The sequence below is a fragment of the Pseudomonas sp. PP3 genome, assembly GCF_905336995.1.
GTDB lineage: Bacteria > Pseudomonadota > Gammaproteobacteria > Pseudomonadales > Pseudomonadaceae > Aquipseudomonas > Aquipseudomonas reinekei.
In genome coordinates this window covers 2,931,637-2,947,415 of sequence record NZ_HG995459.1, presented here as the reverse complement: position 1 = coordinate 2,947,415, position 15,779 = coordinate 2,931,637, and the positions used below count along the sequence as shown (strand labels likewise).

The window sequence follows — 15,779 nt, the reverse complement described above, 5'->3', positions numbered from 1 at the left end:
GGAAGTGTCCGGCGGATGAAACTGGCCTCTCCTGGCGTTAATAAAACCAATAACGAGGTCTTTATGAATGTCCCTTTCGATCAGCTGTTCACGTGGCTGAAAGATCACAAGATTACCGAAGTCGAGTGCGTCGTCAGCGACCTGACCGGCATTGCACGCGGCAAAATCGCACCCACCAACAAGTTCCTGCATGAGCGAGGCATGCGCCTGCCGGAAAGTGTGCTTTTGCAAACGGTAACCGGGGACTTTGTCGACGACGACATCTACTACGACCTGCTCGACCCCGCCGACATCGACATGGTCTGCAAGCCGGATGCCGATGCAGTCTACGTGGTGCCATGGGCCATCGAGCCAACCGCCATCGTGATCCACGACACCTTCGACAAGTTCGGTAACCCGATCGAACTGTCGCCGCGCAATGTGCTGAAAAAAGTGCTGCAGCTGTACACCGATAAAGGCTGGCGGCCGATTGTGGCGCCAGAAATGGAGTTCTACCTGACCCAGCGCTGCGAAGACCCGGACTTGCCGCTCAAGGCCCCGATGGGCCGTTCGGGCCGTGCTGAAAGCGGTCGTCAATCGTTCTCGATCGATGCCGCCAACGAATTCGATCCGCTGTTCGAAGACGTCTACGACTGGTGCGAATTGCAGGGTCTGGACCTCGATACGCTGATCCACGAAGACGGCCCGGCGCAGATGGAAATCAACTTCCGCCATGGCAACGCACTGGACCTGGCCGACCAGATCACCGTGTTCAAACGCACCATGCGCGAAGCCGCGCTCAAGCACAACGTGGCGGCGACCTTCATGGCCAAACCGGTCGGCGACGAACCGGGCAGCGCCATGCACATTCACCAGAGCGTGGTGGACATCGCCACCGGCAAGCCGATCTTCGCCGATGCCGATGGCAACATGAGCGAGTTGTTCCTGCACCACATCGGTGGCTTGCAGAAGTACATCCCGAAAGTGCTGCCGATGTTCGCGCCGAACGTGAACTCGTTCCGCCGGTTCCTGCCGGATACTTCGGCACCGGTGAACGTCGAATGGGGCGAAGAAAACCGCACCGTCGGCCTGCGTGTACCGACCTCAAGCCCGGACGCCATGCGCGTGGAAAACCGCTTGCCGGGCGCCGACGCCAACCCGTACCTGGCCATCGCGGCCAGCCTGTTGTGCGGTTACCTCGGCATGGTCGAGCGTGTTGAACCGAGCGCCGCTGTCCAGGGCCGGGCTTATGAACGCCGCAACCTGCGCCTGCCGATCACCATCGAAGACGCCCTGACCAAAATGGAAGAGTGCGAAACCATCGGCCGTTACCTGGGCGACAAATTCGTACGCGGCTACGTCGCGGTCAAACGCGCCGAGCACGAAAACTTCAAGCGGGTGATCAGCTCGTGGGAGCGCGAGTTCCTGATGCTCAGCGTCTAAAGCGTGCACTTCCGAGGGGATCACACATTCCCTGTGGGAGCGGGCTTGCCCGCGATGAGGCCGGTACATTCAAACACCCTCTTTGACTGACAGGCCGCCATCGCGGGCAAGCCCGCTCCCACAGGGATAGCGAACACCAAAGAATCACCTGAAAAAAATCCAATAATTCCAAGAAGGTATCGATATGCGTCTTTTGAAATCCATGGTCCCGGCCGCGCTGGCGGTCCTGTTCAGTGCCGTTGCCCAGGCCCAGCCCCAGGTCAGCGTCTACAACTGGACTGACTACATCGGCGAAACCACCCTCGCCGACTTCCAGGCCAAAACCGGGATCAAGGTGATCTACGACGTTTTCGATTCCAACGAAACCCTGGAAGGCAAACTGCTCGCCGGCCGCACCGGCTATGACGTGGTCGTGCCGTCCAACCACTTCCTCGCTCGCCAGGTCAAGGCCGGCGCGTTCCTGAAACTGGACCGCGAGCAACTGCCGAACTACAAGAACCTCGACCCGAAACTCCTCGCTCTGCTGGAGAAAAACGACCCGGGCAACGAGCACTCGGTGCCGTACCTGTGGGGCACCAACGGCATCGGCTACAACGTTGAAAAGGTCAAGCAAGTGCTGGGCATCGACCACATCGATTCCTGGGCCGTGTTGTTCGAACCGGAAAACATCAAGAAGCTCAGCGCGTGCGGCGTGTCGATGATGGATTCGGCGGATGAAGTGTTCCCCGCCGTGCTGAACTACATGGGCATGGACCCGCGCAGCGAGAATCCTGAAGACTTCAAAAAAGCCGAAGCCAAGCTGTTGAGCATCCGCCCGTACATCACCTATTTCCACTCGTCCAAATACGTTTCGGACCTGGCCAACGGCGACATCTGCGTAGCCTTCGGTTACTCGGGTGATGTGTTCCAGGCCGCCAATCGCGCCAAGGAAGCCAAGAACGGTGTGAACATCGCCTACGCCATTCCCAAGGAAGGCGCCAACCTGTGGTTCGACCTGCTGGCGATTCCCGCCGATGCCAGCAACCCGAAAGAAGCTCACGCCTTCATCAATTACCTGCTCGACCCGCAAGTGATCGCCAAGGTCAGCGCGTCGGTCGGTTACGCCAACCCGAATCCGGCCGCCAAGCAGTACATGGACCCGGAACTGGTCAACAATCCCGAGGTTTACCCGCCGCAGGACGTGCTCGACAAACTCTACATCTCCACCACGCCACCCCAGTCGCTCATGCGTTTGATGACCCGTTCCTGGAGCAAAGTGAAGTCCAACAAATGAACCAGTACACCCAGGAACACACGCGCTCGTATTACGCCGCTTCGGCCCATGGAATGGCCAACCGTCCCGAGCTGACGTCAGACCTTGTCGCCGACGTTTGTGTGATTGGCGGTGGGTTCACCGGTATCAACACCGCCATCGAACTGGCCCAGCGCGGGCTCTCGGTGATCGTGCTGGAGGCTCGGCGGATCGGCTGGGGCGCCAGCGGACGCAATGGCGGGCAACTGATCCGCGGCATCGGCCACGACGTCAGTGGCTTCGCCAGGCATATCGGTGCCGAAGGCGTGCGTTATCTGGAGCATGCCGGGACGGAGTCGGTGCAAGTGGTGGGCAATCGCATCCGTGAACACGGCATCGATTGCGATCTGCGCTGGGGGTTCTGTGAGTTGGCCAACACCCCGGCGCATTTTGCCGGGTTGAAGGCTGAGTACACAGCACTCCAGGCGTCGGGTTACGCCCACGAGACCCGCCTGATCGAGCCGGAGCAGATTCGTCAGCAGGTGGTGAATTCAGGCGTGTATGCCGGCGGACTGGTCGACATGGGTTCAGGTCATCTGCACCCGTTGAATCTGGTGCTGGGCGAAGCAAAGCTCGCGCAATCCCTTGGCGTGCAAATCTTCGAGCAGAGCCCGGTGCTGGAGCTGATCCACGGCAGTACCGTGCAGGTGCGTTGTGCCGGGGGCACGGTTCGCGCCGGCAGCCTGGTGCTGGCCTGTAATGCACACCTGGAAGAACTCGAGCCAAAACTCAGCGGTAAAGTGCTTCCGGCCGGCAGCTACATCATCGCCACCGAACCCTTGTCGGAAGACGCGGCCAGGCAATTGATCCCGCAGAACCTGGCACTGTGCGACCAGAAAGTCGGCCTGGATTACTACCGGCTCTCGGCAGACCGGCGTTTGCTGTTCGGTGGCGCCTGCCATTATTCCGGGCGCGATCCGGCGGATATCGCCGCTTACATGCGTCCGCAGATGCTCAAGGTCTTCCCGCAACTGGCGCACGCGCGCATCGATTACCAGTGGGGCGGCATGATCGGCATCACCGCCAATCGCTTCCCGCAGGTCGGGCGTTTGAGCCAGCACCCGAACGTGTTCTACGCCCAGGGTTATTCCGGCCATGGCCTGAACGTTACCCACTGGTGCGCCAAGTTGCTGGGCGAGGCTATCCATCTTGGCCACAGCAAAGGTTTCGACGTGTTCAGCGCCGTGCCGCACATGACCTTCCCGGGCGGCCGCGCCCTGCGCTCGCCACTGCTGGCACTTGGCATGTTGTGGTATCGGATGCGGGAAATGCTCGGCTAGGTTGGGCAGTCATCCTCGTACAAAAGACTGTGGCGAGGGAGCTTGCTCCCGCTCGAGTGCGCAGCACTCGCAAAAAAGGCAATTGTTGCCGGATAGTTTGGGGCCGCTCCGCGACCCAGCGCGAGCAAGCTCGCTCGCCACACATTCCCGCTTGTCCTACCCTTCCTGCGCTGTACATCCCATGGTTTCGCCTTTCGATTTGCTCAATTGCGAGTCGCTTCTATATTGAGGGGGTGCTCATCCTTTTCTGCCCTCTGTCGAGCCTGGCCCATGGCATCTACTGATCAACTGATCATTTGCGAGCACTGTGATTGCGTGTACGAAAAAGTGACGCTCGCCAAACATCAGAAAACCCTGTGCACGCGCTGCGGTGGCGTGCTCCAGCGCTATAACGGCCTCACGGTCGAGCAGCGTCTCGCATTGACGTTCACCGCTTTGATGTTGTGGATCTTCGCCAATTTCTATCCGGTCATGAGCATCAGCCTTAAAGGCTTGAAAAACAGCGCAACGCTCTGGGATTCGGTGCTGGCGTTGAGTCTGGGCCCCATCACCTTCATAGCCCTGGTGGCGGCGATCGCCATGATCATCGCGCCCATCATCCAGTTGCTGCTGCTGATCTGGGTCTTGAGCTTCGCGCTCGGCAACAAACGCTCGCCCGCCTTCAAATTCTGCATGCGCTGGCTGGAAACCCTCCGGCCCTGGAGCATGCTGGAAGTGTGTCTGTTGGGGGCCATGGTGGCGGTGATCAAACTCGCCGGGCTGCTGGATGTGCTGCCGGGCATCGGCTTGTTCGCCCTGGCCATCCTCAGCCTGATGATGATCCGCATTGCCGGCCGCGATATCCGCGAACTGTGGGACATCCAATGACCACGCCCCCGGTCGCCGACGACCTTAACCTGTGCCTGTGCCACACCTGCGGCCTGGCTTGCGATATGACCCATCACCCCGACGAATGCGAGCGTTGCGGAGCCCCGCTGCATCGGCGCAAAACCAATTCGTTGACCCGGACGATGGCCTACATGATTGCGGCGCTGGTGTTTTACATTCCGGCCAATCTGTTACCGGTGATGAACACCAAAATGGTCGGCAACGGCGCCGACAGTACGATCATGAGCGGCGTGCTGGAGTTCTGGGAAGCTGGCGCCTGGGACATCGCCTTGATCATTTTCATCGCCAGTATCGCGGTACCGGGCGTCAAGTTCGTGGCGATCACATTACTGCTGGTCACCGTGAAACGTGACAGCGCGTGGGCACGCAAGGAGCGCTCGCAGCTGTACCGCTTCGTCGAGGTCATCGGTTATTGGTCGATGCTCGATGTGATCGTGGTCGCGCTGGTGGCTTCGCTGGTGAAATTTCAAGCCTTGGCCGACATCGAGCCGCGCCCGGGCATTCTATTTTTTGGTCTGGTGGTGGTGTTTACCATGCTATCGGCGATGAGTTTCGACCCGCGGTTGATTTGGGATAAAGAACGGGAAGTTCCACACAATCAGGAGGTCACGGATGCAGTCGCCAATCACTGACGAATCACGCGCCCCGGGGCAGGCCCCGATCAAGACCCGGCGGTTCAGCATTTCGCTGGTGTGGATCGTACCGATCGTCGCGGTGCTGGTGGGGATTTCACTGGTGGTGCACAGCATCATGCAGGAAGGGCCGACCATCGTCGTCACCTTCAAGACCGGTAACGGCCTGACGGCGAACAAGACCGAGGTCAAGTATCGCAACGTGGTCATCGGCCACGTCACTGACGTGGAACTGAGCAACGATCAGAAGAGCGTCAATGCCACGATCAAACTGATGAAGCAGGCTGAAAGCTTTACCCGTAAAGACTCGCAGTTCTGGGTGGTGAGACCACGAATCGGGGCTGGCGGGGTGTCGGGTATCGATACGCTGCTGTCAGGCGATTACATCGGCGCGGATATCGGCCAGGAAAATGCTCGCGCCAAGCACTTCAATGGTCTGGAAAACCCGCCAGCCATCACTTATGGCGAGCCGGGTAAACGCTTCACCCTGCATACCTCGGACCTGGGGTCGCTGGATATCGGTTCCCCGGTTTATTTCCGCAAGATTCCGGTCGGCCAGGTGGTGGCCTATGAGCTGGATCCGGACGGCAAAGGCGTCAACATCGAACTGTTCATCCATGCGCCCAATGATCAATACGTCACCGAAAACACCCGGTTCTGGAACGCCAGCGGGATTGACGTGAACGTCGGCGCCAATGGTTTTGCGGTGAAGACCGAATCCCTGTCCTCGATCCTGGTAGGCGGCATTGCCTTCCGAGCGCCGGAATACAGCCCCAACGACAAGCCGGCACCTGAGGAATACGCCTACGAACTGTTCGACGACCAGCAGACCGCCCTCGCCCCTCCCAATGGCAAGCCGCAGTATCTGGCGTTGCGCTTCGATCAGGCGCTGCGTGGGCTCAAGGTCGATGCCCCGGTGGAATTCCTCGGAATCGAAATCGGCAAAGTGGTGTCGATCAATCTGGATTTCGATGCAAAAAAACGCTCGTTCCCACTTAACGTCGGCATCGTGATCTACCCGCAGCGTCTGGGTCAGGCGCACATAAAAATGCTCGCCGCGCTCAACCATGACCCCAATGATGAAGCCGCAGGCGTGCGCTTGATGGGCACCTTCATCGAAAACGGCCTGCGTGCGCAGGCCCGCACCGGCAACCTGTTGACCGGCCAGCTCTACATCGCCATGGATTTCTACCCCAAGGCCGAGAAAGTCGCCTTCGACGCCACGGCTCGCCCGGTCATGATCCCGACGGTGCCGGGTAGCCTGGAGCAGTTGCAGGAAAAACTCGAAGCCATGGTCGACAAGATCAACAAACTGCCGGTGGAGCGGATTGCCGGCAATCTGGATGGCAACCTTGTCGAGATGCGCAAAACCCTGAGCCAATTCAACAGCAAGACACTGCCCGGCGTACAAAGCACCCTGTCGAACGTCAGCAAGACGCTGGAATCGGCCGACACCACGCTGAAATCGGCCAACTCAACCCTGGCCGAAGATTCGCCGCAACGCGAGCAACTGGGGCAAACCCTGGACGAGCTCGGGCGCACGTCGCGGTCCTTGCGTGATCTCGCCGATTACCTGGGCCGTCATCCGGAATCGCTGATTCGCGGCCGCCCCACAAATGCTGCGCCCATGGATCTGCAAGGGCCACCGAGCAAATGACTACAGGAGTAACACCCATGGCTTTTCCATTGAAGTTGACTCTGGTCGCCACGTTGTCTCTGCTCGCCGCCTGCCGCAGCGATCCGATTGAGTTTCACACCTTGACGCCCGCGCAGTTGCCGGGAAATACCAAGGCCGCGACGGATATCCAGATCGAAGGCCTCACGGTTCCACCACAGGTCGATCGACCGCAAATCGTGGTGCGCGAGGGCAACACCGGCATGGCCATCCTCGAAACCCAATGGTGGGGTGCCAGCCTCGTGGATGAACTGCGCAGCGCCCTGCTCGACCAGATGATCAACAACAATCCGCAACGTAGAGTGTCGGTGCGACTGGAGGTGCAGCGCTTCGACTCGATTCCCGGTCAGTACGGGCTGATCGATGTGAAGTGGCGCCTGCGGGGCGCCAGCGGCGACGAAAACTCACTGCTGTCCTGCCGCAGCACGTTGCAGACCCCTTCGGGGCCGTCCATCGACGAATTGGTGGCTGCTCAGCAAAACAACGTCAAGCGCCTGGCCGCGGTGATCAGCCAGGCAGTCAATAGCGCGCAGAAAGGTTGCCCGTCGACCCCATGAATTGACGAATGCTGTACATGTCTCGACCATCGGCCATGCTCATGTATTGAGTTGGGGGCTTAATCGCGCGGAAGGCTCAAAGATCAAAGCGGTCAACCGCCCGACGCCGCTCGTTATCATCGCGCACATCGTAGTTGGCGGTGGTCTGGATGTTGCTGTGATGGGCAAGCTTCTGAGCGATCGACAGATCGTGTTCTTCAATCACCCGGGTAATGAACGAGCGGCGGAAATCATGGGGCATGATTTTCACCCCGACCTGCGTTCCCCGCTGCCGGGCAATGTAGTAAATCGCATGTTTGGTGATGCGCTCGCGGGTGATATGGCTGCCGCGCCGGATGCGATTGAACAGGAACGGGTCATCCTCTTCGCCTTCCTTGAGCATCGAACGCCGCAGCTCCAGCCACGCGTCCAGCTTGGCGAAAGCCCAGGCCGGGGCGTACTTGATCAACTGTTTGTTGCCCTTGGCGGTCACCCGCAGGCTGCGCTCGGCGAAGTCGACCTGGTTCAGGTCGAGGTCGACCGACTCTGACTTGCGCATGCCCGAACCATACAAAATCCCGATGATCGCCGCGTCCCGCAGGCCCTGCGGACGCGGATCGGCGGCGCAGACTTCCATCAACTCCTGAATCAGCGTGCGCCGCAGGTTGCGGCCCTGGGACAGACGCGTGCCGGCAATGCCCTTGACCGAACGCATTTTCAGCAGATGTTCCTGACTGATCAGGCTCATGCGCCACGCTTCGTTCATCACCCCGCGCACGGCGTTGACGTAAAGCGACGAGGTGTTTGGCGCGTAGCCATCGGTGCGCAAAGTGGCAACCAGGGCAATCACGTCTTCGGGTTGCAGGTTATGCCAGGGAATCTCTTCGATGTTCACTTCATCGAAGCCCAGGCGATCGGCAGCGTCCTGCAGCACATAGCGCATGGTGAGTTGGCTGGAGGGCGCCAAACGCGCCAGATAGACGGTCAGCGGGTTGGTCTTGAGAGTACTTGAATCAGCAACAGGTAAGTCAGTCAAACGAAACGGCCTTGAAAAAAGAAGTCGCAACAAACGGTGAGCAAGCAAAGATGGCCGTTACGCTGCCGGTCATGGCCGATAAAGTCAAATTACGCCGACAAGGACCAACGGCCAGGCAATAGATGAATTGAAACATGGCGATGCAATTCTGTTTCCGAGTCGATCGCGGCAGGAGCAAGCCATGAAAATCAGTGTGTTTGGTAGCGGTTACGTAGGCCTGGTTCAAGCAGCCGTCCTGGCTGAAGTCGGTCATGACGTCGTGTGCATGGACATTGACCCGAACAAAGTCGAGCGGCTGCAACAGGGGCACGTGAGCATATTCGAGCCCGGGTTGGCCAGCCTGGTGCGCGAAAGCATCGACGCCGGGCGCTTGCAGTTCACCACCGATGAAAAACTCGCCGTGCAACATGGCCAGGTGCTGTTCATCGCCGTGGGCACGCCGTCCCGGGAGGACGGCTCGGCAGATTTGCGCTACGTCATGTCAGTGGGCGACGCCGTGGCGCGTCATCGCGAGCAACCGGTGATTCTTGTGGAGAAATCCACGGTGCCGGTGGGCACCGGCGACAGTTTGCGCGCGCACATCGACAAATGCCTGATCAAGGTCGGGCGCTTGCTGCAGTTCGATATCGTCTCCAACCCCGAGTTTCTCAAGGAAGGCTCCGCCGTGGCGGATTGCCGGCGCCCGGACCGCATCATCATCGGATGCGAACGCGATGAGGTGCGCGAGGTGATGCGTGACCTGTACTCACCGTTCAATCGCAATCATGATCGCATCATGTTCATGGACCTGCGCAGCGCCGAACTGACCAAGTACGCCGCCAACTGCATGCTGGCGACCAAGATCAGCTTCATCAACCAGATCGCCGAACTCGCCGAACACCTGGGTGCGGACATTGAGTCCGTACGCTTGGGCATCGGTGCCGATTCGCGCATCGGCTACCACTTCATCTACCCGGGCTGCGGTTATGGCGGCTCGTGTTTTCCCAAGGACATGCGCGCGCTGATCCACAGCGCGGAAGAAGCCCACTGCTCCAGCGATCTGCTGCAAGCGGTAGAAGCCATCAATCAGCGGCAGAAACACAAGCTCTTCGAGCGCATCAAGGCCTATTACAAGGGCGATTTACGCGGCAGGACGTTCGCCGTATGGGGCCTTGCGTTCAAACCCAACACCGACGACATGCGCGATGCTCCAAGCCGCGTATTGCTCGAATCGCTATGGGCGGCGGGTGCCAACGTGCGGGCGTTCGACCCGGAAGCCATGCAGCAAACCCAACAGCTGTATCCCGATGAAAGCCAGCTGATGCTCATGGGGACGCCGGAATCGGTATTGAACGGCGCGGACGCATTGATCATCTGCACCGAATGGCAACAGTTCAAGGCGCCGGACTTTGATCTGATTCGCCAACGACTCAATGCACCGGTGATCTTCGACGGCCGCAATCTGTATGACGCCGAGCGACTGGCCCGCAATGGTTTCATATACTTCCCGATGGGCCGGGGCGAGTCACGCAAGTTGCCGATACCCTTGCAACGCTGGCCAACCGTGTCGGTGGCTTGAGGACACTGTTTGCGATAACTGCAATTCTTGTGCTTCATGAGCGGACGACGCGTGGCTTTACATCAGAATTAATGAACTGAAGCTTCATTAATATGAATTTGTCAGCATCAGAAATGATCGGCAAACTGTCGTCGTTCCTCCCCCAATAGTTGGAGCAACTTCAAGGGCTTTCTGGATATCCCAGATAAGCCTTTTTTTTTCCTGAATTTTTCTATTGGAACATTCGCCATCATGCTTGCTCGCTGGTTGCCCGCCGCCATCAACACCCGCCCCTCCGAATGGAGCCGCGCCGCCATCGGCATGGCCCTGGGCACCCTGCTCAGTGTCTGGCTGTGTGGCCAGGTATTTGGCATCGAAGTGGCGCAACACCTGATCGGGCCGCTGGGGGCGTCGGCGGTGTTGCTGTTTGCTGTGTCGTCCGGTGCACTGGCGCAGCCGTGGTCGATTGTGGGCGGTTACCTGAGCGCCGGTGTGGTGTCGCTGCTGGTGGCCCATGTGCTGGGGCGGACACTGGGCAGTGCGTGTCTCGCGGCGGGCATGGCGCTGGTGCTGATGTGCTGGCTACGTTGCCTGCATCCCCCGGCCGGTGCTTTGGCGCTGACCCTGGTGCTGGCCGACCCGGCCACCATTGCCATGGACTGGAAGGCCCTCGGCCCGGTGATGCTCGGTGCGTCGATCATGCTGCTAAGTGCCCTGGCCTATAACAACCTGACGCGCATCCGTTACCCCAAGCGCGCCGCTGAGCCGGTAACGGTGGTGCCTGCCGATCATCCTCCTGTGGAATCCCAGGCCATCACTGCCGAGGACCTGAAACTGGCCTTGGCCGAAATGGAAGCCTTCTTCGATGTCACGCCAGAAAACCTCGAACAATTGATCCATGCCAGTGAACTGCATGCCAAACGCCGCAGCATCGCAGAGGTGTTGAGCCGCAGCGCCTGACAACACTGCCCATTGTGGCGGTGAACATCATGCAAAAATGCAGTGAGCAGCTGCACATATCCCGGTTGTACATCACAAATTTGCACTGTTACGATCCTGCATCGCTCGCGCGCGAGCTTCTCTTATAAAGAACAATAAAAGCAGGGAGTTAGTGATGACTGCTCAGGTTTCATCGAAGGGCACGCAGTCCATGGAGGCCACGCAAAATGAAGTGCTGGCCGAGGTACGCAACCACATCGGGCATCTGACCCTCAACCGCCCCGCCGGCCTCAACGCCATTACCCTGGACATGGTGCGCAACCTGCACCGCCAGCTCGATGCCTGGGCGCAGGATGCGCAGGTGCACGCGGTGGTTTTGCGCGGTGCCGGTGAAAAGGCTTTTTGTGCCGGTGGCGACATCCGCTCGCTGTACGACAGCTTCAAAAGCGGCGACACCCTGCACGAAGATTTCTTCGTCGAGGAATACGCCCTCGATCTCGCGATTCACCATTACCGCAAACCGGTGCTGGCGCTGATGGACGGTTTCGTCCTCGGTGGCGGCATGGGGCTGGTACAAGGCGCCGATCTGCGGGTGGTCACCGAGAAAACTCGCCTGGCGATGCCGGAAGTCGGCATCGGCTATTTCCCGGACGTCGGCGGCAGTTACTTCCTGCCGCGGATTCCCGGCGAACTGGGGATTTACCTGGGGGTCAGCGGCGTGCAGATCCGTGCCGCGGATGCGCTGTATTGCGGATTGGCTGACTGGTACCTCGACAGCAGCAAACTGGCCGCGCTGGACGAAAAACTCGATCAGCTCGAATGGCGCGATACGCCGCTCAAAGACCTGCAAAGCCTGCTGGCGAAACTCGCCGTACAGCAATTGCCGGATGCGCCATTGGCGACTTTACGCCCGGCCATCGACCACTTCTTCGCCCTGCCCGACGTGCCGAGTATGGTTGAGCAAATGCGTGAAGTGACGGTCGCCGACAGCCACGAATGGGCGACAGCCACCGCCGACCTGCTGCAGACCCGTTCACCGCTGGCCATGGGCGTGACCCTGGAAATGCTCCGTCGCGGACGGCACCTGAGCCTTGAACAATGTTTTGCCCTGGAGCTGCACCTGGACCGCCAGTGGTTCGAGCGCGGCGACCTGATCGAAGGCGTGCGCGCCTTGCTGATCGACAAAGACAAGAACCCGCGCTGGAACCCGCCCACCCTGCAGGCGCTGGACGCCGAACACGTCGCGAGTTTCTTCAACGGTTTCGATGAGAGCGGGAGCTGAGCCATGCATGATCTCGAATTGACCGAAGAACAAATAATGATCCGCGACATGGCCCGGGACTTTGCCCGCGGCGAAATCGCGCCTCACGCCCAGGCCTGGGAAAAGGCCGGCTGGATCGACGACGCGCTGGTGGCGAAGATGGGTGAACTGGGCCTGCTCGGCATGGTGGTTCCCGAAGAATGGGGCGGCACCTATGTCGACTACGTGGCCTATGCGCTAGCGGTTGAAGAAATTTCCGCAGGCGATGGCGCAACCGGCGCCTTCATGAGCATCCACAACTCGGTGGGCTGCGGGCCGGTGCTCAATTACGGCAGTGAAGAACAGAAGCAAACCTGGCTGGGGGATCTTGCCAGCGGCCAGACCATCGGCTGCTTTTGCCTGACCGAACCCCAGGCCGGTTCCGAAGCGCACAACCTGCGCACCCGCGCCGAACTGCGCGACGGCCAGTGGGTCATCAACGGCGCCAAGCAATTCGTCAGCAACGGCAAACGGGCGAAACTGGCGATCGTGTTCGCGGTGACCGATCCGGACCTGGGCAAGCGCGGAATTTCGGCGTTCCTGGTGCCAACCGACACCGCCGGTTTTATCGTCGATCGCACCGAACACAAGATGGGCATTCGCGCCTCGGATACCTGCGCGGTCACTTTGAACAACTGCACCATTGCCGAGGCCAACCTGCTGGGTGAACGCGGCAAAGGCCTGGCCATCGCCCTGTCCAACCTCGAAGGCGGCCGCATCGGCATCGCCGCGCAAGCGCTGGGCATCGCCCGCGCCGCTTTCGAAGCGGCACTGGCCTATTCCCGCGATCGCGTGCAGTTCGACAAACCGATCATCGAGCACCAGAGCATCGCCAATCTCCTGGCCGACATGCACATGCAGTTGAACGCCGCACGGTTGATGATCCTGCATGCCGCACGCCTGCGCACGGCGGGCAAACCCTGCCTGTCGGAGGCTTCGCAAGCCAAATTGTTTGCGTCGGAAATGGCCGAGAAAGTCTGCTCGTCAGCGATTCAGATTCATGGCGGATATGGCTATCTGGAGGATTACCCGGTGGAGAAGTACTACCGGGATGCGCGGATCACCCAGATCTATGAAGGGTCGAGCGAGATTCAACGGATGGTGATCGCCCGCGAACTGAAGAACTATCTGGTGTGAGGCCTTAAAAGCATCGCTGGCAAGCCAGCTCCTACAGGTTCCGACCGGTTCACAACATTTGTGGACGAACGAGAACCCTGTGTGAGCTGGCTTGCCAGCGATGGCGTCAACGAAGACGCCACATTACTTGCCGACGAACTGCGCCTCACGCTTGGCAATAAACGCCGCCATTCCTTCCTTCTGATCCTGCGTCGCAAACGCGGCATGGAACACACGACGCTCAAAGCGCACGCCTTCGGACAGGCTCACTTCAAAGGCGCGGTTGACGCTTTCCTTGACCATCATCGCAATCGGCAATGACTTGCTGGCGATCAGTGCCGCGACTTTCAGTGCTTCGTCCAACAACTCATCGCTCGGCACAATCCGCGCCACGATCCCACAACGCTCCGCTTCCACCGCATCGATCAAGCGGCCGCTGAGGCACATTTCCATGGCCTTCGCCTTGCCCACGGCGCGCGTCAGGCGCTGGGTGCCGCCCATGCCCGGCAGCACACCAAGGTTGATTTCCGGCTGACCGAATTTGGCGTTGTCGCCGGCCAGGATAAAGTCGCACATCAACGCCAGTTCACAGCCGCCGCCCAAGGCGAAACCGTTGACCGCGGCGATGATCGGCTTGCGGCGGTTGGCCACGCGATCGCTGTCGCTGAACAGGTCGTCGATGTAGATCTGCGGATAGGTCAGCTCGGCCATTTCCTTGATGTCGGCACCGGCGGCAAAGGCTTTCTTCGAACCGGTCAGCACGATGCAGCCGATGTTCGAATCGGCTTCCAGGCCATCGAGGGCATGGTTCAGCTCGCTGACGATCTGCGCGTTCAACGCGTTCAGCGCTTGCGGACGGTTCAGGGTGATCAGGCCAACACGGCCCTGGGTTTCCAGCAAAATCGTTTCGTAGCTCACGTAGGGGTTCCTTCTTTCAAAGATTGCGCGAAATGACCATGCGCTGAATATCGCTGGTGCCTTCGTAGATCTGACAAACCCGCACGTCGCGGTAGATCCGCTCCAGCGGGAAGTCGTTCAAGTAACCGTAACCGCCGAGGGTTTGCAAGGCCGAGGAACAGACTTTCTCAGCCATTTCCGAGGCGAACAGCTTGGCCATCGACGCTTCGACCAGCGCCGGTTGACCGCTGTCACGCAGGGCGGCGGCGTAATGCACCATTTGCCGCGCGACGGCGATCTGGGTCGCCATGTCAGCCAGTCGAAATGCGACAGCCTGATGCTCGATGATCGGCTTGCCGAAACTCTCGCGCTCACGGGCGTAATCGCGGGCCGCTTCGAACGCGGCGCGGGCCATGCCCACCGATTGCGAAGCGATACCGACGCGTCCGCCTTCGAGGTTGGCCAGGGCGATCTTGTAGCCCTCGCCTTCTTCGCCCAAGCGGTTGGCCACCGGGACTTTGACGTCCTCGAAGAGAATCTGGCAGGTGTCCGACGCATGCTGGCCGAGCTTGTCCTCGACCCGCGCGACTTTGTAGCCCGGCGAGTCCGTGGGCACGATGAAGGCGCTGATGCCGCGCTTGCCAGCAGCCGGGTCGGTCACCGCAAACACAATCACAACCCCGGCGTTTTGCCCGGAGGTGATGAACTGTTTGCAGCCGTTGAGTACGTAGTGATCACCGTTCAGTCTGGCGCGGGTTTTCAGGCCGCTGGCATCGGAACCGGCTTGCGGTTCGGTCAGCGCAAATGCACCGAGCATCGCGCCGCTGGCCAAAGGCTTGAGGAAGCGTTCTTTCTGCTCATCGTTGCCGTAATGCAGGATCGGCACGCAACCCACCGAGTTGTGCACGCTCATGATGGTCGAGCAGGCACCGTCGCCGGCGGCGATTTCTTCCAGGGCCATGGCGTAGGCCAGGTAGCCGGTGTCGCAACCGCCCCACTGCTCCGGCACCAACATGCCGAAGAAACCCAGCTCAGCCATCTCGCCGATGGCTTCCTTGGGGAAACGGTGCTCACGGTCCCACTCGGCGGCGAAGGGTTTCAGCCGCTCCTGGGCAAAGTCCCGGGCCATGTCTCGGATTTGTTGTTGGTCGTCATTGGGGATCATGGTGAATCCTTACAAATCTTGAGCAAAGAAATGGGTTGAAACACAGAACCTGTGGGAGCGGGCTT

14 protein-coding genes are annotated in these 15,779 nt (G+C 59.9%); 11 read left to right on the top strand and 3 right to left on the bottom strand.

Going from position 1 to position 15,779, the window contains the following annotated elements:
• Positions 1-63 precede the first annotated feature (63 nt).
• From KHO07_RS13440 to KHO07_RS13410, 7 genes are all read left to right on the top strand, one after another.
• Positions 64-1,422, top strand: a complete 1,359-nt coding sequence (locus tag KHO07_RS13440; RefSeq protein ID WP_056855297.1) for a glutamine synthetase family protein — start codon at positions 64-66, stop codon at positions 1,420-1,422.
• Between the two features lie 184 nt (positions 1,423-1,606).
• Positions 1,607-2,695 carry a polyamine ABC transporter substrate-binding protein gene (locus KHO07_RS13435; RefSeq protein WP_212627477.1) on the top strand — a complete coding sequence of 363 codons (1,089 nt, stop codon included), beginning with the start codon at positions 1,607-1,609 and terminating at the stop codon, positions 2,693-2,695.
• Positions 2,692-3,993 carry an FAD-binding oxidoreductase gene (locus tag KHO07_RS13430; RefSeq protein ID WP_212627476.1) on the top strand — a complete coding sequence of 434 codons (1,302 nt, stop codon included), beginning with the start codon at positions 2,692-2,694 and terminating at the stop codon, positions 3,991-3,993. The genes KHO07_RS13435 and KHO07_RS13430 overlap by 4 nt, the downstream gene beginning before the upstream one ends.
• 270 nt (positions 3,994-4,263) lie before the next feature.
• The gene (locus tag KHO07_RS13425; RefSeq protein WP_150733073.1) at positions 4,264-4,860 is read left to right on the top strand and encodes a paraquat-inducible protein A; all 597 of its coding nucleotides are present in this window, start codon (positions 4,264-4,266) and stop codon (positions 4,858-4,860) included.
• Positions 4,857-5,513 carry a paraquat-inducible protein A gene (locus KHO07_RS13420; RefSeq protein WP_212627475.1) on the top strand — a complete coding sequence of 219 codons (657 nt, stop codon included), beginning with the start codon at positions 4,857-4,859 and terminating at the stop codon, positions 5,511-5,513. Before KHO07_RS13425 ends, KHO07_RS13420 begins: the two co-directional genes overlap by 4 nt.
• On the top strand, positions 5,494-7,170 hold the full coding sequence (locus KHO07_RS13415; RefSeq protein ID WP_212627474.1) for an MlaD family protein: 1,677 nt from the start codon (positions 5,494-5,496) through the stop codon (positions 7,168-7,170). Before KHO07_RS13420 ends, KHO07_RS13415 begins: the two co-directional genes overlap by 20 nt.
• A 17-nt stretch (positions 7,171-7,187) precedes the next feature.
• On the top strand, positions 7,188-7,745 hold the full coding sequence (locus KHO07_RS13410) for a PqiC family protein (RefSeq protein WP_212627473.1): 558 nt from the start codon (positions 7,188-7,190) through the stop codon (positions 7,743-7,745).
• Positions 7,746-7,821: 76 nt separating this feature from the next.
• Here KHO07_RS13410 and KHO07_RS13405 read toward each other — a convergent pair whose 3' ends face one another.
• Positions 7,822-8,760 (bottom strand): tyrosine-type recombinase/integrase, encoded by a 939-nt coding sequence (locus tag KHO07_RS13405; RefSeq protein ID WP_150733077.1) that lies wholly within the window; start codon positions 8,758-8,760, stop codon positions 7,822-7,824.
• A 181-nt stretch (positions 8,761-8,941) separates the two neighbouring features.
• Between KHO07_RS13405 and KHO07_RS13400 the strand changes: the two genes are divergently transcribed.
• From KHO07_RS13400 to KHO07_RS13385, 4 genes are all read left to right on the top strand, one after another.
• The gene (locus KHO07_RS13400) at positions 8,942-10,318 is read left to right on the top strand and encodes a UDP-glucose/GDP-mannose dehydrogenase family protein (protein WP_212627472.1); all 1,377 of its coding nucleotides are present in this window, start codon (positions 8,942-8,944) and stop codon (positions 10,316-10,318) included.
• A 231-nt stretch (positions 10,319-10,549) separates the two neighbouring features.
• Positions 10,550-11,257: an HPP family protein gene (locus KHO07_RS13395; protein ID WP_212627471.1), complete on the top strand. Its 708-nt coding sequence runs from the start codon at positions 10,550-10,552 to the stop codon at positions 11,255-11,257.
• A 154-nt stretch (positions 11,258-11,411) separates the two neighbouring features.
• Positions 11,412-12,518: an enoyl-CoA hydratase/isomerase family protein gene (locus KHO07_RS13390; RefSeq protein WP_150733080.1), complete on the top strand. Its 1,107-nt coding sequence runs from the start codon at positions 11,412-11,414 to the stop codon at positions 12,516-12,518.
• Between the two features lie 3 nt (positions 12,519-12,521).
• Positions 12,522-13,673: an acyl-CoA dehydrogenase family protein gene (locus KHO07_RS13385; RefSeq protein ID WP_212627470.1), complete on the top strand. Its 1,152-nt coding sequence runs from the start codon at positions 12,522-12,524 to the stop codon at positions 13,671-13,673.
• Between the two features lie 123 nt (positions 13,674-13,796).
• On the opposite strand, the gene KHO07_RS13380 is transcribed toward KHO07_RS13385, so the two are convergent.
• Complete coding sequence (locus tag KHO07_RS13380; RefSeq protein WP_150733082.1) at positions 13,797-14,570, bottom strand: enoyl-CoA hydratase; 774 nt, start codon at positions 14,568-14,570, stop codon at positions 13,797-13,799.
• A 16-nt stretch (positions 14,571-14,586) separates the two neighbouring features.
• Positions 14,587-15,714 (bottom strand): acyl-CoA dehydrogenase, encoded by a 1,128-nt coding sequence (locus KHO07_RS13375; RefSeq protein WP_150733083.1) that lies wholly within the window; start codon positions 15,712-15,714, stop codon positions 14,587-14,589.
• Positions 15,715-15,779: the final 65 nt, after the last annotated feature.